Consider the following 20,028-nt stretch of genomic DNA (forward strand, 5'->3'; position numbering starts at 1 on the left):
GGTGCCCCGGCCGGCGGTGCGCGCCCGGCGCGCCAGGGCGGGGGCTCCTCCGCTCCGGCGTCCGGCGGCCGCGGCCGGTCCGACCGCGGGCGCGGCGTCCCGGTGCTCGGCGGCTCGATGGTCGCGTGGACCTCGGGCGGCGACGCGCCGTCCACCGGCTCGTACGGCGGCCGGGGCGGTGCCCCCGCGGGCGCGCGCTCGGGCGGCGCGGGCCGGTCGCGCGGCGCCGGTCAGGCCGGCGGCGCGGGTGCCGGTGCCGAGGGCCAGGGCGGTGCCCGTCGCCGCCGCGGCGGCCGCGGCCGCTCGGGTGGCGGCGCCCAGCAGTAGCCGACGTCGCGCCCTACGGGTTCCGGGCGGGCCCACGCCGATGGGCGTCGGCCCGGCCGGAAACCGCAGGCCGCGCGCCGAGACACCCGGCAGCACCGCCCGCGACCGGCCTCCGGTCGCGGGCGGTCGCGCGTCCGGGCAGGGTCGAGGAACACCGCGCCCCGCATCCGCGTTCTGCTGCCGGCGGACCAGCCCCGGCCGCACCGGGCGGGGCGTCCGCAGGGCGAGAGGAGCACCGCGATGGCGGACAAGACCTACGAGGTCACCAAGGACGAGTCGCAGTGGCGGGTCGAGCTGGACCCCGCCGAGTTCCAGGTGCTGCGCCTGGCCGGGACCGAGCGCCCGTGGACCGGCAAGCTGCTCGACGAGGAGCGCGAGGGCGTGTACCGCTGTCGCGCCTGCGGCAACGAGCTGTTCCGGTCCGAGACCAAGTTCGACTCCCACTGCGGGTGGCCGAGCTTCTTCTCCCCGCTGGCGGGTGACAAGGTCGAGCTGATCGAGGACCGCAGCCTGGGCATGGTGCGCACGGAGGTGCGCTGCGCGAAGTGCGGGTCGCACCTCGGGCACGTGTTCGACGACGCGCCGCAGACGCCGACGGGTGACCGCTACTGCATGAACTCGGTGAGTCTGACCTTCGACCCGAAGTAGGCTGCCCCCCGTGTGGGGGAGGGGAGCGCCGATGCTTCAGGGAAAGCGGTCTGCTGCCGATATCCCGGAGGTGGAACAGGCCCTGATCGTCCGCCGGTGGCGCCGCTACGGCGCCGACCGGCTGTACGTCACGGCCGAGACCGGCGCGCCCCTCGGCAGCGTCGACCTCGCCACGGGCCAGGTGGCCGTGGAGGCCGACGCTGCCGCGCTCGAGGGCGAGGGCCTGGAGCAGGCCGTGCGCGGCGCCGCGCAGGCCTACCTGCGCGCCGACGTGCCCGAGCTGGTCGTCCCGACCGCCGACGTCCTCCCGGAGGACGAGCCGCAGCCCGAGCCCGAGCCGCGCCCCCGGGGCCGGCGCGCCCGCCGGGACGCGTGCGAGGAGGCCCCGGCCGACGACGCCGCGGACACCCCCGCGCGCCGCGGCCGGCACCGCGCCGACGACCTCGTGAGCCCGCGCCCCGACGCCGAGCCGCGCGGCGCCCGCGAGAGCCTCTGCGACCGCCTCGACCGGCTGATGCTGGACGGGTGGCACGTGCTGCACGACGTCCCCGTCGGCCGGCAGGGCTCGGTGGTCGCCCACCTGCTGATCGGCCCGCCCGGGGCGTTCGCCGTCGCCGAGCGGCCCGCCGCCGCGTCCGGGCCGGAGCGCCTGGTGCTGGACTCCCGGCACCTGTCCGCGGACGGTCGCGGCGTCGCCGACCTGCGCGACGTGCGGCTGACGGCCGCCCGCGCGGGGTCGCTGCTGCGCGCCGCCGTCGGGTCGCCGGTCGCGGTGCGGGGCGTGCTCGTCGTGCACGGCACCGTCGAGGTGCTGGCCCCGTCGCCCTACGACGCGCTGGTGCTGCCGGACGCGGACGTGCCGGACGTGTTCGCCGCGATGCCCGTGCGCTGGTCGCCGGGGCGGGTCGACGCGGTCGCGGCGATCGCCCGGCGCCGGAGCACCTGGGCGCTCAGCCGCGCGGTCTGACGCGCGCGGTCCCGGGAGGGCGCGCGCCGTCAGGACCCGGGCTGCACCCGCGGCGGCGTGGCCGCCAGCGACTCGTTGAGCCGGTGCAGCTGGTCCGCGAGCAGCCCCCGGTCCTCCGCCGCCCAGGTGCCCAGCGCGGCCGACAGGTAGGCCCGCCGCGCGACCCGCGCCGCGTCCACCCGGCGCGCGCCCTCGGCCGTGACGCGGATGAGCTGCCCGCGCGAGTCGTCGGGGTCGGGCCGGCGCTCGATGAGCCCGAGCTGCTCCAGGCGCCCGAGCTGGCGCGACATCGTGCCGCGGCCGACGCCGATGTGCTCGGCGAGCTCGCTGGCCCGGACGTCGGGCTCGCGCTCGATCCGGACCAGCAGCGGGTACGCCGAGGGCTCGAGGTCGGGGTGCACCTCGCGGGCGAGGCGCTCGGCCGAGGCGCGCGCACGGCGGAGCAGCAGCCCGAGCTCGGACTCGATGCGCGCGACGGGGTCGGTCGGGGTGTCCACCGACCCATTGTGGACGACGCGAGGCGCCCGGCCGTCGGTGGGACGGCCGGGCGCCTCGCGTCGTGCCGCGGGCGGACCCGCGGTGGTCAGGCCCGGTGGGCCGGGGTGCCCTGCTGGGCGTCCGTCAGCTCGGCCTCGGCCTGCTGGCCGACCGCCTGCTGGGCGCCGGGCGTGCCGGCCTCGGCCAGGACGGCCTCACCGGTCTGCTCCTGGTCGAGCAGCTGCTCGACGCCGGACCGGCGGCCGAGCGGCACCTCCTTGAGGAACAGCACGGCGATCAGGGCGATGACGCCCAGCGGGACCGCGATGAGGAACAGGTCCGCGATGCCGTGGCCGTAGGACGACTCGACGATCGTCTTGACCGGCTCCGGCAGCGTGGAGACGTCCGGCACCGAGGTGGTGCCGCCGCCGAGCGCGGCGGGGTCGATGCCCGCGGACACCAGGCCGTCGGTGAGGTAGCCGGTGATCCGGTTGCCGAGCACCGCGCCGAGGGCCGAGACGCCGATCGCGCCGCCGAGGGTCCGGAAGAACGCCACGGTCGCCGTGCCGGAGCCGGTCTCGGAGACGTCCAGGATGTTCTGCACCGCGAGGACCAGGTTCTGCATCAGCATGCCGACGCCCGCGCCCATGACGAACATGAACAGGCCGACCAGGACGAAGCTGGTGTCGTACCGGATGGTGCCCATCAGGGCCAGGCCGCCGGTCAGCAGCACGCCGCCCGCGATCATGAAGCCCTTGTAGCGGCCGTACTTGGTGATGAACCGCCCGGCGATCGTCGACGACAGGAACAGGCCGAGGATCATCGGGATGGTCAGCAGGCCGGACTGCGTCGGGGTCTTGCCGCGCGCCACCTGCATGTACTGGCTGAGGAACACCGAGGTGCCGAACATCGCCACGCCGACCGCGACCGACGCGATGACGGACAGGACGACGGTGCGGTTCTTGAACAGGTGCATCGGGATGATCGGGTCCGCGACCTTGTTCTCGACCACCACGGCGATCGCCAGCACCACGAGGGCGCCGACCACCATGACGGCGGTCTGCCACGACAGCCAGTCGAACTTGTCGCCGGCGAAGGTCACCCACAGCAGCAGCGAGGCGATGCCCACGGAGATGAGCGCGGCGCCCCAGTAGTCGATCCGCACGACCTTGCGGGCCATCTGCGGCAGGTGCAGCGTGCGCTGCAGCACGATGATCGCGGCGACCGCGAACGGCAGGCCGACGAAGAAGTTCCAGTGCCAGGACAGGCTGTCGGTGATGACGCCGCCGAGCAGCGGGCCGCCGACCATGCCGATGCCCATGATGCCGCCCATGAGGCCCATGTACCGGCCGCGCTCGCGGGGGCTGAGGATGTCGGCCATCAGGACCGTGGCGAGGGCGGTGAGGCCGCCGGCGCCGATGCCCTGCAGGGCGCGCATGCTGATCAGGAAGCCGACGGTCTGCGAGAAGCCGGCCGCCGCGGACGACAGCACGGAGATGACCAGCGCGATCTGGATGAGGAGCTTGCGGTTCACCAGGTCGGCGAGCTTGCCCCAGATCGGGGTGGTGATCGTGGTGGTGAGGAGGGTCGCGGTGACGACCCAGGTGTAGGACGACTGCGACCCCTTGAGGTCGCTGACGATCTTCGGCAGGGAGCTCGACACGACGCTCGTGGCCAGGATGGACACGAACATGCCGAGCAGGATGCCGGAGAGGGCCTCCATCACCTGCCGGTGGTTCATCGCGGGCGCGGGCCCGCGGTCGACGGTCGGGCTCTCGGCCCGGGTGGTGCTGCTCATGCGTGAACTCTGCTTTCGCCCTGGGATGCGGTGCCCGGCGCCGTCGGCGGACGTGGTGGTGGTGCGGCGCGGCCGGTGCGGTCGCGTGCTGCGGGGGCCGGTGCGCGCGGCTGCGCACCGACCGGGGTCGGTCAGGTGGCCGCTGCGGCGAGCGCCGGCGCGCGGGGGTCCTCGGCCGGGGTGCCCGTCGGGACCGGGTCGGCGGCGGGGCGCGTGCCGAACTCGGCCATCGTGTCCGCGATCCGCTCGAGGACCGTGGACGCCTCGGCCAGCTCCGCGGGCGTCCAGGCGCTGAACGCCTCGGCGGCCCGCGCGTCCATCGCGACCTTGGTGTCGGCCGTGAACGCCCTGCCGCGCTCCGTGAGCCGGACCGTGCGGACGCGGCGGTCGGTGCCCGGCGCGTCCGGGGTGGTGCGCTCGGCGTAGCCCGACTCGACCAGCTGGCTGGCCTGCCGGCTCGCGACCGAGATGTCGACGTGCAGGTGCTGCGCCACGTCGCCGATGCCCAGCTCGCCGACCTTGTCCAGCAGCCAGAGCAGGCTGAGGGCGGCGCGCGGGCACTCGAGGTCGCGCGCCAGCTCGGTGCCGACCTCGCGCTGCACGCGCTGCAGACGCGCGATGGCGTCGATGAGCACGCGGTAGGCGGGGGTGCTGGGCACGGCGGGGACCTCTTTCATTGGTTGCAGCAGGCAAACTATCACAACGGTTGCGCTGGGCAACTTGTTCCCCGGGTGATGTGAGGGTGATCACCGCGCCGGTGTGAGGTGCGGGGTCAGCGGCCCGCGGCGTAGCCCTGCATGCCGCGCGGGTTGGCGCCCGCGTGCAGCAGCCCGTCCGGCCGCACGCCCGCCGCGCTGACCCGGCCGAGGCTCCACGGCCCCGCGTCCCGCACGACGTGCCCCCGGCGCCGGAGCTCCGCGAGCACGTCGTCCCCGAGCCGCGACTCCGCCTCGACGCCCCGCCGCGTGCTCGTGCGCGGGTGGAACGACGACGGCACGTGCGTGGAGTGCCAGCCGGGCGCGTCGATCGCGGCCTGCAGGTCGAGCCCGCCGAGCAGGTGGTGCAGCAGGAACGGGATCGTCCACTGGTCCTGCTGGTCGCCGCCGGGCGTGCCGAACGCGAACCCGCCGCCGTCGCGGAGCACCAGGCCCGGGCTGAGGGTGGTCCGCGGCCGGCGACCGGGTGCGAGCGACGACGGCAGACCGGGCTCGAGCCAGAACATCTGCGCGCGGGTCGGCAGGCCGAACCCGAGGCCGGGGACGACGGGCGAGCTCTGCAGCCAGCCGCCCGACGGGGTGGCCGACACCATGTTCCCCCAGCGGTCGACGACGTCGACGTGGCAGGTGTCGCCGCGGGTCTCCCCGGACGGCCGGACGTCGAGCGCGGGCCCGTCGACCGCCGCCGCGCCCGCCGGCTCCGGCGCAGGACCCCGCGTCGGCTCGCCCGTCCCCAGCGCCGGCCCGCCCGCGGCGTCCTCGTACCGCCCGGGCCACACCGGCGAGCCGTCCGCGCCGGTGGACGGCGACCCGAACAGCGCGGCCAGCCGCGGCGTGCGGCCGTCCGGCGACCCGGGCCGCACCCCGTCCGACGCCGCCGGCCCGACGAGCCGCGCCCGCTCCGCGGCGTACGACCGGGACAGCAGCGCGTCGAGGGGCACGTCGCCGTCGGCCGGGTCGCCGTACCAGGCCTCGCGGTCGGCGAACGCCAGGTCCGTCACCTCGAGCGCGGTGTGCACCAGCTCCGCCGACCCGAGGTCCGCGTCCGCGACGCCGAGCTCCTCCAGCATCCGCAGCTGCTGCAGCAGGACCGGTCCCTGACCCCAGGCCGCGGTCTTGTGCACCTGCACGCCCGCGAAGTCGACGGCGACGGTCGGCTCCTCGGTGGGCCGCCAGGCCGCGAGGTCGTCGGCCGTCAGGAGCCCCGCGTGCGCCGAGCCGGACGAGTCGAGCACCGGCTGCCGCACGAACGCCGCCATCGCCTCCGCGACGAACCCCTCGTAGAACGACCGCCGCGCCGCCTCGATCTGCGCCAGCCGGTCCGCGCCCGCGGCGCGCGCCTCGGCGAGCACCCGCTCGTAGGTGTCGGCCAGCGCGGGGTTCCGGAACCGGGCCTCGGCCCCGGGGACGTCGCCGCCCGGGAGGTACACCTCGGCGGACGTCGGCCAGTGCTCGGCGAACAGCCGCTCGACGGTCCGGATCGTGCGCACCGCCGCGGGCACGAGCGGGTAGCCGTCGCGGGCGTAGCCGATCGCGGGGGAGAGGACGTCGGCGAGCGGCAGGGTGCCGTACCGCGCCAGGAGGTCGAGCCACGCGCCGAACGCGCCCGGCACGACCGCTGCGAGGTGGCCGGTGCCCGGGACGACGTCGAGCCCCTGGTCGGTGTACGCCTCGATCGTCGCCGCCGCGGGCGCCGTGCCCTGGCCGCAGACGACGAACGTGTGCCCGTCCGCTGCGCGGTGCCCGATGATCGGGGCGTCGCCGCCGGGGCCGTTCAGGTGCGGTTCGACCACCTGCAGCGTGAACCCTGCCGCCGCGGCGGCGTCGAACGCGTTGCCGCCCCGCTCGAGGACGGACTGCCCGACGGCGCTGGCGAGCCAGTGCGTCGAGGCGACCATGCCGTGCGTGCCGACGAGCTCGGGGCGGGTGGTGAACACGGGCGGCTCCAGGTGGTGCGGGCGGGCGGGGCACCGTCACGGTACGTCGACCCCCCGTCGACGCGCCGCCGGGCCGGGAGGCGGCCGTGTCGGAGGTCGTCGGTAGCGTGGCGGACGCAGCACAACGGTCGAGCACGGCGGCGAGGGGGACGCGATGAAGTTCGGCATCGTCGGGACGTTCGGCACGGTCGACCAGCTGGTCGGGCTGGCGGCCGAGGCGGAGGACGCGGGCTGGGACGGGTACTTCACCTGGGACGCGGTCGACATCGGGGTCGACGGCGACGTGTGGGACCCGTGGGCGGTGCTCGCGGCCGCCGCCGTCCGCACGGAGCGGATCACGCTGGGCGCGCTGGTGTTCGCGCTGCCGCGGCGCCGGCCGTGGGTCGTCGCGCGGCAGGCGCTGACCGTCGACCACCTCTCGGGCGGCCGCCTCGTGATCCCCGCGGGGCTGGGCGTGCCGGTCGACCGCGCGTTCGCGGGCGTCGAGGGCGAGCTCACGAGCACGCGCGAGCGTGCCGAGCTCCTCGACGACCACCTCGCGATCCTCGACCTGGCCTTCGGCGGGGAGACGTTCTCCTACCAGGGCACGCACCACCGCGTCACCGATCTGCGGTTCCGGCCGCGGCCGGTGCAGCGCCCCCGCGTGCCGATCTGGGTGGTCGGCGCCTACCCCAGCGAGCGGTCCATGGGGCGGGCGGTGCGGTACGACGGCCTGGTCCCGCAGCTGCGCGGCGACCGCGCGATGGACGAGCTCGGGCCGGCGGAGGTCGCGGAGATCGCCGCGTGGGTGCGCGAGCACCGGGCCCCCGACGCCGGCCCCTACGAGATCGTCCTCCAGGGCGTCCTGCCCGAGGACCCGGCCGAGGCGCAGGACCGGGTCGCGGCGCTCGCCGAGGCCGGCGCGACCTGGTTCGTCGAGTCGCGCTGGGAGGGACCCGGCTCGACGTACGAGGCGCTCGCGGAGCGCGTGCGCCAGGGCGTCCCGCGCGGGTGACCTGGCGCCGGACGGCGGCGCCACCTCGGGGTCCGTCGACGCCGGACCGCGTGGACGCACCCCACCGCGGCCCCGCGCGAGCCCGACGACGCGTCACCGCCGCGCCGGCACTCCCTCCGCGGCCCTCGTCGCCGTCTCGGCCACCCGTGCCGCCCGCGTCTCGGGGCGGCGGGCGTCGACCAACCACCGCAGCACGACCTTGCGGGCGCTCGGCGCGAACCCGTCCCAGTGCGCCCGCGCCCCCGGCAGGGCGTCCAGAGCCGCCGCGAGGTCCGGCGGCACCACCAGGTCCTCGACGTCGTCCAGCAGCGTCCACGACCCGTCCGCGCGCGCGGCGGCGACCACGGCGGCGCCGGCCGGCCCCATCCGCCCCGCGGCCTCCAGTCGCGCCACCCGCTCCTTGCTCAGCCGGGACCAGCCGCTCCCGCGCCGCCGGGGCGCGAACCACTGCCGGGTGCTGTCCGGGTCCGGCGCCCACGCCTGGCCGTCGATCCAGCCGACCGCCAGCGCCTCGGCGACCATCTCCTCGTAGCCGAACGTCGGCCGCCCGGAGCCGGGCTTCCAGCGCACCAGCCACACGCCGTCCGACGTGGCGTGGTGCTCCGCGAGCCACGCCCGCCAGTCCTCGACGGACTCGGCGTGGAACCGCGGCCGGTCGGCGAGCGACGCCATCGTCCCGGTCCTCGGGTCCGCCCGCGCCGGGGTCAGTGCCCGCCGGCGGGGGCGGGCAGGTCGTCGGCGGGGTCGGGCGCCTCGCCCTTGCCGACCCGCGAGTGCCGGTACGAGTACACGGCGTAGATCGCCAGGCCGACGGCCAGCCAGGCCGCGAACCGGACCCAGGTGAGCACCGTCAGGTTGGTCATCAGCCACAGGCAGGCCACGCCGGCGAGGATCGGCAGCACAGGCGACCACGGCACCCGGAACCCGCGCTTCAGGTCGGGGCGGGTGCGGCGCAGGATCGGGATGCCGAAGCTCACCAGCACGAACGCCGACAGCGTGCCGATGTTGATCATCTCCTCGAGGCGCTCGACCTCGGACAGGCCGGCGATGAGGGCGACGATGATGCCGACGCCGACCTGCAGCCGGATCGGGGTCTTGTACTTGTGCGAGGTGCGGGAGATGCCGCGGGGGAGCAGACCGTCGCGGCTCATCGCGAACACGATCCGGGTGAGGCCGAGCAGCAGCACCATGATCACGGACGTCAAGCCGATGAGGATGCCGATCGAGATCACCTTGCCCGCCCAGTCGGCGCCGACCAGGACGAACGCCGTGGTCAGCGAGGGCGAGTCGGACGCCGCGAGCTCGGTGTACGACACCATGCCGGTCACGACGACGGTGACCAGGATGTAGAGCACGGTGACGATGGCGAGGCCGCCGAGGACGCCGCGGGGGACGGCGCGCTGCGGGTTCTTCGTCTCCTCGGCCGTGGTCGCCACGACGTCGAAGCCGATGAACGCGAAGAACACCAGGGCGGCGCCGGACAGGATGCCCATGACGCCGTACTGCGACGGGTCGAAGCCGGACAGGAAGCCGAACAGCGGCTGCTCCAGGCCGGACGCCGACTCCGCGGGCTGCGACGGCGGGATGAACGGCGAGTAGTTCTCGGCGCGCACGTAGAAGAACCCGGCGACGATGACGAACAGCGTGATCGCGACCTTGATGATCGTGAAGATGCTGTTCACGCGGGTGCTGAGCTTGGTGCCGACGGCGAGCAGGGCGGTGAACACCGCGACGACCAGCACGGGTCCCCAGTCGAGGTCGACGGGCCCGAGCTCCAGCGTCGTCGGCACGTCGATGCCGAACAGGCCGAACGCGTCCGACAGGTACACGCCCCAGAACTTCGCGATCACGGCCGCGGCGAGCAGCATCTCGAGGATGAGGTCCCAGCCGATGATCCAGGCGACGAGCTCGCCCGCGGTGGCGTACGAGAACGTGTACGCCGACCCGGCGACGGGCAGCGTCGACGCGAACTCGGCGTAGCACATGATCGCCAGCGCGCAGACGACCGAGGCGATGAGGAACGAGATGATCACGCCCGGGCCGGCGTAGTTCGCGGCGGCGGTCGCGCCGACCGAGAAGATGCCCGCGCCGACGGCGACGGCGACGCCCAGGACCGCGAGGTCCCAGGCCGTGAGCGAGCGCTTGAGGGACCGGTCCGGGTCCTCGACCGACGCCAGCGAGTCCTCCACGGACTTCCGGCGCAGCACGCTGCGGTTGCTGATGGCCACGGGGACTCCCTCGGACGACGGCACGACGACGCGCGAGCATGCCGAAGCCTGTGCCTCCTCGCACGGCGGGGTCCGGTGGGTGAGACCGGATTAGTCGACCCGTCAGATCCCGCCCGGGAAGCCTAGTTGCCGCCAGGCCTCGTAGACAGCCGTCGATGCGGCGTTCGTGAGGTTGAGGGACCGGCGGCCGGGCTGCATCGGGATGCGCAGCAGGTCGGTGACGGCCGGGTGCTCCAGCGCCTCGGGCGGCAGGCCGGTCGGCTCGGGGCCGAACATCAGCACGTCCCCGTCCCGGTACTCGACGTCGGTGTACCGGCGCTCGGTGTGCGTGGTGAACGCGAACACCCGCGCGGGGGCGAGCGCCGCCATGCAGGCGTCCAGGTCGGGGTGCACGACGACGTGCGCGAGGTCGTGGTAGTCCAGGCCGGCCCGCTTCAGGCGCGGCTCGTCCATCACGAAGCCGAGCGGTTCCACCAGGTGCAGCGTCGCCCCGGTGGCGGCGGCCAGCCGGATGGCGTTGCCGGTGTTGCCGGGGATGCGGGGCTCGAAGAACACGACGTGCAGCACGCCGGTGATCCTCTCACCGGTCGGGCGGGGGTCCGACGCCCGGGGCCCCGACCTGCGTGGACGTGGGTGGTGGGGGCTAGCGTGGGGGCGGTGGGGCGAGGGCCCCGCACCCCCGAGAGGACGACGATGCCGACGATCCCTGTCTACCGTGCCGCCGACGACCGGTACGACGCGATGCCCTACCGCCGCACCGGACGCAGCGGGCTCGACCTGCCCGCCCTGTCGCTGGGGCTGTGGCACAACTTCGGCGACGTGAACCCGCTGGAGACGCAGCGCGCGGTCCTCCGCCGGGCGTTCGACCTCGGCATCACGCACTTCGACCTGGCCAACAACTACGGCCCGCCGTACGGCTCCGCGGAGGAGAACTTCGGCCGGCACCTGGTGCAGGACCTCGGCCCGTACCGCGACGAGCTCGTCATCTCCTCCAAGGCCGGCTACGACATGTGGCCCGGCCCGTACGGCGACGGCGGCTCCCGCAAGTACCTGCTGTCGTCGCTCGACCAGTCGCTGCGCCGGCTCGGCCTCGACTACGTCGACGTCTTCTACTCGCACCGGCCGGACCCGTCCGTGCCGCTCGAGGAGACGATGGGCGCGCTGCACACCGCGGTGACCAGCGGCAAGGCGCTGTACGCGGGCATCTCCAACTACTCGCCGTCGGCCACCCGCGAGGCCGCGCGGATCCTCGCCGACCTGGGCACCCCGCTGCTCATCCACCAGCCGTCGTACTCGATGTTCAACCGGCACGTGGAGCAGGTCGCCGAGGGGGAGACCGAGTCGCTGCTCGACGCGGTCGGCGACCTCGGCATCGGGATGATCGTGTTCTCCCCGCTCGCGCAGGGGCTGCTCACCGGCCGGTACCTGTCGGGCGACGTGCCGGCGGACTCGCGCGCCGCGACCAGCCGGTTCCTGTCGCCCGAGCAGATCGGCGACACCTACCTGGAGCGGGCGCGGGCGCTGAACGCGATCGCCGAGGCGCGGGGGCAGTCGCTCGCGCAGCTCGCGCTGTCCTGGGTGCTGCGTGACCAGCGGGTCACGTCGGCGCTCATCGGGGCGTCGTCGGTGGCCCAGCTCGAGGACAACGTCGCCGCCCTCCGGGCCGAGCCGCTGACGGCCGAGGAGATCGCGGCGATCGAGCCGCACGCCGTTGACGGGACCGCCCGCCGGTGAGCGCACGGCCGGTGCCGGTCGTGCTGCTGCACGGGCTCACCGACGCGTCGACGTGCTGGCCGACCGTCCTGCCGCGGTACGCGGGCGACGGCCGGGCGGTCGTCGCGCTGGACGCCCGCGGCCACGGCGGCACGCCGCTGCCGGACGAGCCGTTCACCGTCGCGGCGCTCGCGGCCGACGCCGCGGAGGCGCTGCGGGCGCTCGACCTCGGGCCGGCGCTCGTCGTCGGGCACTCGATGGGCGGGGTGACGGCGGAGGATCTGGCGCTCACGGCGCCCGAGCTCGTGGCGGGCCTGGTGCTCGAGGACCCGGCGTGGCGGACCGCGGAGGCCGAGGGCGTGGACGCCCCCGGAGCGGACGGGTCGGTGGTCGGCGTCGCCGGTGCCGCGGGCGGCGAGCGGACCCCGGGCGGCGTCCCGGACTGGCTCGCCCCGGCGATCGCCGCCGTCCAGGGCCGCACGGTCGAGCAGATCGCCGCGCGCGGCCGGCTCGACAACCCGCGGTGGTCCGAGGCGGAGGTCCTCGGCTGGGCGGAGGCGAAGGCGCAGGTCGACCCGCGGCTCGCCGAGGTCCCGCACGACTGGCTCGGCCGGGACTGGGTCGAGGCGCTCGCGGGCGTCCGGGTGCCGGTCACGCTGCTCACCGCGGGTCCGGGGCTCGGGGTCGTGACGGACCGCCAGGCGGCGCGGGCGGCGGAGCTGCTCGGCGACCGGCTGACCCACGTCGCGTTCCCGGACGCGGGGCACAACATCCGCCGCGAGGCCCCGGATCGCTACCTGGCGGCCCTGGACGCCGCGGTGGCCCGCGCCGACGCCGCCCGCTGACTCTCGCGGTCGCGGGTCGCCGCGTCGGGCGCGGGTCCGCCCGCCCCGCCCGCGCCGCCCGCGCCGCCCGAACGACTCTTCGGCTCCCGCACGCCGTGCTCCCGCGCTCGCACGCCGTGCTCCCGTGCTCGCTCGCTCCCGCACCGAGAGAGGACCGTGCCGCCGAGATCGGACCGTCCACGGCCCTATCTCGGCGGCACGGTCCTATCTGGCAGCAGTGCTCGCGCGCGGACCCGCGTGGTGCGCCGCCCGCGCCGCCCGCCGGGCTCGGCGACGGCCGCGCACTCAGCCCAGGACCGCCGCGATCACCAGGAGCGACGGCACCGCCAGGATCGTCGTCACCAGGCCCGCATCCCGGGCGAGCGCGGTGCCCTGCCGGTACTGGATCGCGTACACCAGCACGTTCTGCGCCGTCGGGAGCGCCGACACCACCGCCACCGCCAGCAGCGCGTCGCCGCGCAGGCCCAGCAGCGTCCCCAGCCCGATCGCGAGCGCCGGGTGCACGACGGCCCGCAGCACCGCCACCAGCGCGACGTCGCCCCGGGGCGCCTGCTCGCCGCCGACCCGCGGCACCGCGAGCGACATCCCGAACGTCAGCAGCGCGAGCGGCGGGGCCGCCGCGCCCAGCAGCTCGAGCGGCTGGAACACGACGGCCGGCAGCGAGAACGGCAGCGCGGCCAGGGCGATGCCGGTGAGCGTGCCGATGATCACCGGGTTCCGCAGCGTGCGCCGGAGCACGGAGCGCAGCGTCCCCAGGGCCCCGGCGGGCGCGGTCCCGGCGACCACCCCGTCCCGGGCCCGGCGCCGGGCGTCGAGCACCACCATCGCGATCGGCCCGAGCACGAGCTGCTGGTAGAGCGTCGGCGGCACCACGGACACCACGCTGCCGAGCAGGTACGCGGTCAGCGGGATGCCGATGTTCCCGGCGTTGACGTAGGAGGACGCGAGCACACCGACGACCACGTCCCCGGACGACCGCCGCCGGATCAGGCCGAGCACCGCCGCCGCGACCAGCGCCACGACCGTGGTCGTCGCGAAGGTGACCAGCGCCGACCGGGACAGCAGCAGCCCGAGGTCCGCCCGGCCGATCGTCTCGATCAGCAGCGCGGGCGTGGCGACCGTGAACGCGGTGGCGGCGAGCACCCGCTGGGCGTTCTCGCCGAGCACGCCGGTGCGGCCCACGAACCAGCCCGCTGCGACGACGACCGCGATCGTGCCCAGCGCCGAGAGGACGGCCAGCATCAGGCGCCGGCGCCTCCGCCCGGCCCGCCCGTGGCTTGGTCGTCGTCGTCCGCGAACAGCCCGACGGACGCCGCGTCGCGCGCGACCTCCTCCGCCGTCGGGGGCTCCCGGCCCTCCAGCGTCGCGATGACGCCGGGTCCGTACCGCTCGAGCTTGGCCGCGCCGACGCCGCCGATCCGGGACAGCGCGTCCAGGTCCGCGGGCCGGGCGGTCGCGATCTCGCGCAGGGTCGCGTCGTGGAACACGACGTACGCGGGCACGCCCTGCTCCTTCGCCGCCGCGGCCCGCCAGGTGCGCAGCCGCTGGAACACCGCCGCCGCGTCGTCGCCGAGCTCGGCGGCCGCCTGCGCCGCCGCGGCCGCGCGCCCGCCCGACCCCGCGCCGGAGCCCGACCGGGACCGCGACCTCGTCGTCCGCGTCTCCTCCCGGAGCGGCACCGGGCGGTCGCCGCGCAGCACCTCGGCGCTCGCCGGGGTCAGCCGGAGCGTCCCGTAGCCGTCCGCGTCGACCGCGAGCAGCCCCTGCGCGAGCAGCTGGCGCACGACGCCGCGCCACTGCGCGTCGGACAGGTCGGCACCGAGGCCGAAGGTCGAGAGCTCGGTGTGGCCGAGCTGCTCGATCCGCGAGGTGCGCTTGCCGAGCAGGATGTCGACGAGGTGCCCGGCGCCGTAGTGCTGGTTCCGCTCGCGCTCCAGCCGGACGACGGTCGACAGCAGCTTCTGCGAGGGGACGGTGCCGTCCCAGGTCGTCGGCGGCGACAGGCAGGTGTCGCAGTTGCCGCACGGCTCCGCGTCCTGGCCGAAGTACGCGAGGAGCTGGACTCGGCGGCAGGTGACCGTCTCGCACAGCGCGAGCATCGCGTCCAGGTGCGCGGACAGCCGCCGGCGGTGCTGGGCGTCGCCCTCGGAGGTGTCGATCATCCGCCGCTGCTGCACGACGTCCTGCAGCCCGTAGGCGAGCCACGCGGTCGACGGCAGCCCGTCGCGGCCGGCGCGGCCCGTCTCCTGGTAGTACCCCTCGACGGACTTGGGCAGGTCGAGGTGCGCGACGAACCGCACGTCCGGCTTGTCGATGCCCATGCCGAACGCGATGGTCGCGACCATGACGAGGCCGTCCTCGCGCAGGAACCGGGACTGGTTCCGGGCGCGCACCTGGCGGTCGAGACCCGCGTGGTACGGCAGCGCGGGCACGCCCTGGGACGACAGGAACTCGGCGGTCTGCTCGACGGAGTTCCGCGACAGGCAGTAGACGATCCCGGAGTCGCCGGCGTGCTCGGACCGGACGAGGTCGAGCAGCTGCTGGCGCGGGCTCGCCTTGGGCGCGATGCGGTACTGGATGTTCGGGCGGTCGAACGACGCGACGAACTGCCGGGCGTCGGTCAGCTCCAGCCGCTCGGCGATCTCGGTGCGGGTCGCGGCCGTGGCGGTCGCGGTCAGGGCGATGCGGGGGACGCCGGGCCAGCGCTCGTGCAGCACCGACAAGCCCAGGTAGTCGGGCCGGAAGTCGTGGCCCCACTGGGACACGCAGTGCGCCTCGTCGATCGCGAACAGGCTGATCGCCGCCCGGTCGAGCAGCGCCATGGTCTCGGGCACCCGCAGCCGCTCGGGGGCCAGGTAGAGCAGGTCGAGCTCGCCGTCCAGCAGCGCGCGCTCCACGTCCCGGCGCTGGCCCAGGTCCTGCGTCGAGTTGAGGAAGCCGGCGCGCACGCCGAGCGCGGACAGCGCGTCGACCTGGTCCTGCATGAGCGCGATCAGCGGGGACACCACCACGCCGGTCCCGGCCCGGACGAGGGCCGGCACCTGGTAGCAGAGCGACTTGCCGCCGCCGGTCGGCATGAGCACGAGGGCGTCGCCGCCGCCGACCACGGTGTCGATGATGTCGGCCTGCTCGCCGCGGAACGCGTCGTAGCCCCACACCTCCTGCAGCACCTCGAGCGGCGCGCGGCCGGTGGTGGCGTCGTGCGCGGGGTGCGCGACCGGGCGGGCCGCGGCGGGGTCGCCGTGCGCGGCGGCCGAGCGGTCGTCGGGACGCGGCGCAGTGCCTCCGGAGCGGGCCGGCCCCCCGGCGGGCGCGGACCCGCGCGCCGCGTACCCGGGGTCGTACGGCGGCTCCTCGGCCGGGTCGTACGGCGGCTCGTCCGGCAGCGGCCACTCGTCGTCCCATGCCTGCGTCACGCCGTCCACCCTAGCGGCGGGCACCGACCCTCCCGGCCCCTCGTCCACAGGTCCGGGGAGCACGCCGGGACCACCGCCCGACCGTCCTGGCGGCCCGCCGGGCGACCTCGGTCACACGGGGTTGGCACCGCACCGGGCCGGGTCTAGGGTGCCTGCGGGGCCGGCCGGCCCGACCCGCACGACGGCGAGGAGGTGGACGCGATGGACGACACCGCGAGTAGTCGGCATCCGTCGACGCCCGTCGTGCTGCGCGCGCAGGCCTGAGCCGCCCCCGGGTCGGCAGGGGTCCGCGCGCGGAGGCCCGGCGCGGCGTCGGCGGAGCACCGGCGCCGCCCACCGCAGCGCCCCCCCGGCGCCGCCGACCGCGGCGTCCCGAACCCGTCACCGCCCCGCGCCGTGACGTCCCCGCCCGCCCGACGTCCGACGGACCGGCCGCTCCCCGCGCCGGACCGGGTCCGCGTCGGCAGGCACCCGCCGACCGCGCCCGCCGCGGTCGCGACCGACCGTGCCGTGCCGCCCCCGGCGCGCGCCGCCTCACCCCCGAGGCGACCCGCGCCGCCGACGGTGCCGCACCACGGCCCCGCGACCGCCCGGTCCCGCCGGTCCGTGCGCCGCCCGGCGTGCGTCCCGGCCGGGCGTGCGCGACCGCGCACGGGTGCCACCGGGACGTCCCGCCGCGGCCTCCCCACGAAGGAGCGCGCCATGACCCGCCGTACCCCCGTCCTGCCCCGTCGCCCGGCCGACCAGCGGACACCGCTCGACCTGCACGACGTCGTCGCCGTCGGCACCCGCCGCGCCGTCGAGGTCTGGCTGGAGCAGACCCCCGACCCCCGGCGCCGCGCCGACCAGCTCGCCGACCTGTCCGACGCGCAGGTCCGCGCGCTCGTCGGCCTGCTCGACCCCGCGACCGCCGACGACCTGCTCGGCACCCTCGACCCGCACGCCGCGGCCGAGGTGCTGCACGTGGTCCCGGCCCAGGTGGCCGCCGGGCTCGTCGACAGCCTCGACCCCGACGAGGCCGCCGAGCTGCTCCGCGCCCTGCCCGACGGCGAGCGTGCCGCGGTGCTCGGTGCGATGCGCGTCGTGCGGTCCGCCGTCGTGCGCGGGCTGCTGGCCTGGCCCGACGACTCGGCCGCCGCCCGGATGAACCCCGAGGTCGCGACGGTCCGCCCGACGATGACCGTCCGCGAGGCCGTCGACTCGCTGCGCGCCCAGCCCGAGGCGACCGCCGACAGCGCCGAGGTCTGGGTGACCAGCGACCCCGCGGCCGTGGGCGGCCCCGCGCTGCTCGGCATGGTGTCGTTCCGGGACCTGGTGCTGGCCGCGCCGGAGCTGCTGATCGCCGACCTCATGCGCGAGGACGTCGTGACCGTGGAGCCGACCGCCGACCAGGAGCGCGCCGCACGGCTGCTCCAGGACCACCACCTCGCGGTGCTCCCGGTGGTCGCCGACGGGCAGCTGCTCGGCGTGCTCACCGGCGACGACGTCGCGGACATCGTCGAGGAGGAGGCCACCGAGGACGCCGTGCGCCAGGGCGGCGCCGCGCCGATGGACGTGCCGTACCTGCGCGCGTCGCCGCTGCTGCTGTGGCGCAAGCGGATCGTCTGGCTGCTGGTGCTGTTCGTGACCGCGACGATCACCAGCAGCGTCCTGCAGCACTACGAGGACGAGCTCGAGACCGTCATCGCGCTGACGCTGTTCGTGCCGCTGCTGATCGGCGCCGGCGGCAACGCGGGCACCCAGATCACCGCCACCGTCATCCGGGCGATGGCCACGGGCAGCGTCCGGCTGCGGGACGCGGGCCGGGTGGTGCGCAAGGAGATCACGACCGGGCTCCTCGTGTGCGTCACGATCGCGGCGGTCGGGTGGCTGCGTGCCTGGACGATGGGGGTCGGGGGCGAGGTCGCGCTGACCGTCGCCGTCTCCGCGGGGGCGATCATCCTGTGGGCGTCGATGATCGCGTCGCTGCTGCCCCTGCTGCTGCGCAAGGTCGGGCTGGACCCGGCCGTCGGCTCGGGGCCGCTCATCACGACGCTCGTCGACGGCACCGGGCTGGTCATCTACTTCACGGTGGCGCGGTGGTTCATCACGGCGCTCGGGGGGTGACCCCGCCCGGCCCGCGAGCCGGCACGACCCGGGCCCGGCCGGCGCGGGTCCGCCCGCGCCGCCCGTAGGGTGGGCGCCGTGGCGGAGGAGACGAGCGGCGCGGGCGCGCCGGGCACCGCGGCGGCTGCCGCGTCGCCGGTCGAGAGCGTCGACCGCGCCCTCCGGACGATCGAGGCCGTCGCCGCCGCGGGCCCGGCCGGGGCGAGCCTCGCGGACCTGTCCGCGGCCCTGGGCGTGCACAAGACGACCGTGCACCGCTCGCTCGCCGCGCTCCGGCACCGCGACTACGTCGCCCAGGACCCGGGAACCGGGCGGTACGGCCTCGGGCCGGCCGCGCTCGGGCTCGCCGACCGGTACTTCGCGGAGGACGACCTGCCGGCCCGGCTGCACGGGGCCCTGGTCGCGCTCTGCGCCGCCACGGACGAGCTCGTGCACCTCGGCGTCCTGAGCGGGGCCCAGGTGGTGTACCTCGACAAGGTCGAGCCCGAGCGGCCCGTGCGGGTGTGGTCCGCCGTCGGCCGGCGGAACTGGGCGGCGACGACCGCGCTCGGCCGGGCGATGCTGGCGTTCGGCGACACCCCGGCCGCGGCGCTCGACGGGTACGTCGGGGCCGTGCAGCCCGCGGGCCGGGTCGACGTCGAGCACGTCGCCGAGGAGCTGGCGGCCGCCCGTCGCCGCGGCTACGCCGTCGAGGTCGAGGAGAACGAGCCCGGCATCGCCTGCCTGGGCGTGCCGCTGCTGCGCGGGTCCCGGCCGGTCGCCGCGCTCAGCGTCACGGCCCCGGCGGACCGGATGACCGCCGAGCGCCGGGCCGAGGTGCACGCGCGCGTCCGCGCGGTGGTGCCGCCGCTGCTCCCGCCGGGCCTGGCGCTGCCCCCGGCCTGAGCCCGGGTCGCCGCCGGCGGTCGCTGCCGGCCGCTCGCGGCGGTGGGTTCGGTGGGTCCAGCCGAGTTCGGTGCCCGGGGCCACCGAACCGGGCGGGAACCGCCGAACTCGGCAGAGCGACCGAGCTCGGCAGAGCCACCGAGCGCGGCAGAGCCACCGAGCTCGGCGGGCACCGCCCTCGCGCGCCTGCCCCCGCGCCATCCGGCGTTGCCGCCGTGCGCCGGCGTGTGCCACGATCGGTGCGCATAGCGCAGCGCGCGTTGCGCGCAGCGGAACGCAAGGACGAAGGAGTTCGACATGGCGGACGTGCTCGACCGGCTCGCGGCGCACCGGCTGGTGCCCGTGGTGGTCCTCGACGAGGCCCGCGACGCCGGCCCGCTCGCGGACGCCCTCGTCGCCGGCGGCCTCCCGGTCGCCGAGGTCACGTTCCGCACCGCCGCCGCGGCGGACGCCATCCGCGCCATCGCCGACCGGGGCGGGGACGTGCTGGTCGGCGCGGGCACGGTCGTGACGCCCGCGCAGGTCGACGACGCCGTGGCCGCGGGGGCGCAGTACCTCGTCTCGCCGGGCACGTCCCGCGCGGTCGTCGAGCGCGCGCAGGAGCACGGCGTCCCGGTGCTGCCCGGCGCGGTGACCGCCACGGAGGTGCAGGCCGCGCTCGAGCTCGGCCTCGACACCGTCAAGTTCTTCCCGGCCGGCACCTCCGGCGGCAGCGCGGCGATCGCGGCGCTGGCCGCCCCGTTCGGCGGCGTGCGGTTCGTCCCGACCGGCGGCGTCGGCCCCGGCAACCTCGACCAGTACCTGGCGCTGCCGTGCGTCGCCGCGGTCGGTGGCTCCTGGATGGTGCCGCGCGACCGGGTGCGCGCCGGCGACCTCGACGGGGTGCGGACGCTCGTCGCCGACGCCGTCGCGCTCGCCACCCGCCTGCGCCCTTGACCGCCCGCCCCGCCCGCCCGCCCTCGCCCGCTCGC

The 20,028-nt window shown here is 76.2% G+C and carries 17 protein-coding genes and 1 pseudogene; 9 read left to right on the forward strand and 9 right to left on the reverse strand.

Annotated elements, in window-relative coordinates; translation table 11 throughout:
- From KVT14_RS03600 to KVT14_RS03610, 3 genes and pseudogenes are all read left to right on the forward strand, one after another.
- A pseudogene (locus KVT14_RS03600) lies at nt 1-327 on the forward strand (hypothetical protein); the annotation flags it as partial.
- 240 nt (nt 328-567) lie between these two features.
- Complete coding sequence (gene msrB, locus KVT14_RS03605) at nt 568-975, forward strand: peptide-methionine (R)-S-oxide reductase MsrB (protein WP_217614408.1); 408 nt, start codon at nt 568-570, stop codon at nt 973-975.
- Nucleotides 976-1,045: 70 nt separating this feature from the next.
- Nucleotides 1,046-1,942: an NERD domain-containing protein gene (locus KVT14_RS03610; protein ID WP_217614409.1), complete on the forward strand. Its 897-nt coding sequence runs from the start codon at nt 1,046-1,048 to the stop codon at nt 1,940-1,942.
- A 29-nt stretch (nt 1,943-1,971) separates the two neighbouring features.
- On the opposite strand, the gene KVT14_RS03615 is transcribed toward KVT14_RS03610, so the two are convergent.
- The 4 genes from KVT14_RS03615 to KVT14_RS03630 all read right to left on the reverse strand — a co-directional run bounded on the left by KVT14_RS03615 (nt 1,972) and on the right by KVT14_RS03630 (nt 6,831).
- Entirely contained in the window at nt 1,972-2,439 is a 468-nt protein-coding gene (locus tag KVT14_RS03615) for a MarR family transcriptional regulator (protein WP_217614410.1), read from the reverse strand.
- A gap of 86 nt (nt 2,440-2,525) precedes the next feature.
- The gene (locus KVT14_RS03620; protein ID WP_217614411.1) at nt 2,526-4,217 is read right to left on the reverse strand and encodes an MFS transporter; all 1,692 of its coding nucleotides are present in this window, start codon (nt 4,215-4,217) and stop codon (nt 2,526-2,528) included.
- A gap of 131 nt (nt 4,218-4,348) precedes the next feature.
- A complete protein-coding gene (locus KVT14_RS03625) occupies nt 4,349-4,876 on the reverse strand; it encodes a MarR family winged helix-turn-helix transcriptional regulator (RefSeq protein WP_217614412.1) in 528 nt (175 codons plus the stop codon).
- Nucleotides 4,877-4,989: 113 nt separating this feature from the next.
- Nucleotides 4,990-6,831, reverse strand: a complete 1,842-nt coding sequence (locus KVT14_RS03630; RefSeq protein WP_217614486.1) for a gamma-glutamyltransferase family protein — start codon at nt 6,829-6,831, stop codon at nt 4,990-4,992.
- 193 nt (nt 6,832-7,024) lie between these two features.
- Between KVT14_RS03630 and KVT14_RS03635 the strand changes: the two genes are divergently transcribed.
- On the forward strand, nt 7,025-7,864 hold the full coding sequence (locus KVT14_RS03635) for an LLM class flavin-dependent oxidoreductase (RefSeq protein WP_217614413.1): 840 nt from the start codon (nt 7,025-7,027) through the stop codon (nt 7,862-7,864).
- Between the two features lie 93 nt (nt 7,865-7,957).
- Here KVT14_RS03635 and KVT14_RS03640 read toward each other — a convergent pair whose 3' ends face one another.
- From KVT14_RS03640 to KVT14_RS03650, 3 genes are all read right to left on the reverse strand, one after another.
- Nucleotides 7,958-8,536 carry a YdeI family protein gene (locus KVT14_RS03640; protein WP_217614414.1) on the reverse strand — a complete coding sequence of 193 codons (579 nt, stop codon included), beginning with the start codon at nt 8,534-8,536 and terminating at the stop codon, nt 7,958-7,960.
- 32 nt (nt 8,537-8,568) lie between these two features.
- Complete coding sequence (locus KVT14_RS03645) at nt 8,569-10,092, reverse strand: amino acid permease (RefSeq protein WP_308160870.1); 1,524 nt, start codon at nt 10,090-10,092, stop codon at nt 8,569-8,571.
- 102 nt (nt 10,093-10,194) lie between these two features.
- On the reverse strand, nt 10,195-10,659 hold the full coding sequence (locus tag KVT14_RS03650) for a tRNA (cytidine(34)-2'-O)-methyltransferase (RefSeq protein ID WP_217614415.1): 465 nt from the start codon (nt 10,657-10,659) through the stop codon (nt 10,195-10,197).
- Between the two features lie 126 nt (nt 10,660-10,785).
- Here KVT14_RS03650 and mgrA point away from each other — a divergent pair, with 126 nt between their 5' ends.
- Together mgrA and KVT14_RS03660 are read left to right on the forward strand one after the other, a co-directional pair.
- The gene (gene mgrA / locus KVT14_RS03655; RefSeq protein WP_217614416.1) at nt 10,786-11,826 is read left to right on the forward strand and encodes an L-glyceraldehyde 3-phosphate reductase; all 1,041 of its coding nucleotides are present in this window, start codon (nt 10,786-10,788) and stop codon (nt 11,824-11,826) included.
- Nucleotides 11,823-12,650, forward strand: a complete 828-nt coding sequence (locus KVT14_RS03660) for an alpha/beta fold hydrolase (RefSeq protein ID WP_217614417.1) — start codon at nt 11,823-11,825, stop codon at nt 12,648-12,650. Before mgrA ends, KVT14_RS03660 begins: the two co-directional genes overlap by 4 nt.
- Before the next feature lie 285 nt (nt 12,651-12,935).
- Here KVT14_RS03660 and KVT14_RS03665 read toward each other — a convergent pair whose 3' ends face one another.
- Entirely contained in the window at nt 12,936-13,892 is a 957-nt protein-coding gene (locus KVT14_RS03665) for an AEC family transporter (protein WP_217614418.1), read from the reverse strand.
- Entirely contained in the window at nt 13,892-16,066 is a 2,175-nt protein-coding gene (recQ, locus tag KVT14_RS03670) for a DNA helicase RecQ (protein WP_217614419.1), read from the reverse strand. Before recQ ends, KVT14_RS03665 begins: the two co-directional genes overlap by 1 nt.
- 702 nt (nt 16,067-16,768) lie before the next feature.
- On the opposite strand from recQ, the gene mgtE reads away from it, so the two are divergent.
- The 3 genes from mgtE (at nt 16,769) to eda (ending at nt 19,993) form a co-directional block, all read left to right on the forward strand.
- A complete protein-coding gene (gene mgtE, locus KVT14_RS03675) occupies nt 16,769-18,172 on the forward strand; it encodes a magnesium transporter (RefSeq protein ID WP_217614420.1) in 1,404 nt (467 codons plus the stop codon).
- A gap of 78 nt (nt 18,173-18,250) precedes the next feature.
- Nucleotides 18,251-19,057 carry an IclR family transcriptional regulator gene (locus tag KVT14_RS23380; protein WP_217614421.1) on the forward strand — a complete coding sequence of 269 codons (807 nt, stop codon included), beginning with the start codon at nt 18,251-18,253 and terminating at the stop codon, nt 19,055-19,057.
- A gap of 297 nt (nt 19,058-19,354) precedes the next feature.
- Complete coding sequence (gene eda / locus KVT14_RS03685; RefSeq protein WP_217614422.1) at nt 19,355-19,993, forward strand: bifunctional 4-hydroxy-2-oxoglutarate aldolase/2-dehydro-3-deoxy-phosphogluconate aldolase; 639 nt, start codon at nt 19,355-19,357, stop codon at nt 19,991-19,993.
- Nucleotides 19,994-20,028 lie beyond the last annotated feature (35 nt).

Source organism: Cellulomonas sp. GbtcB1 (assembly GCF_019091725.1).
Lineage (GTDB): Bacteria > Actinomycetota > Actinomycetes > Actinomycetales > Cellulomonadaceae > Cellulomonas.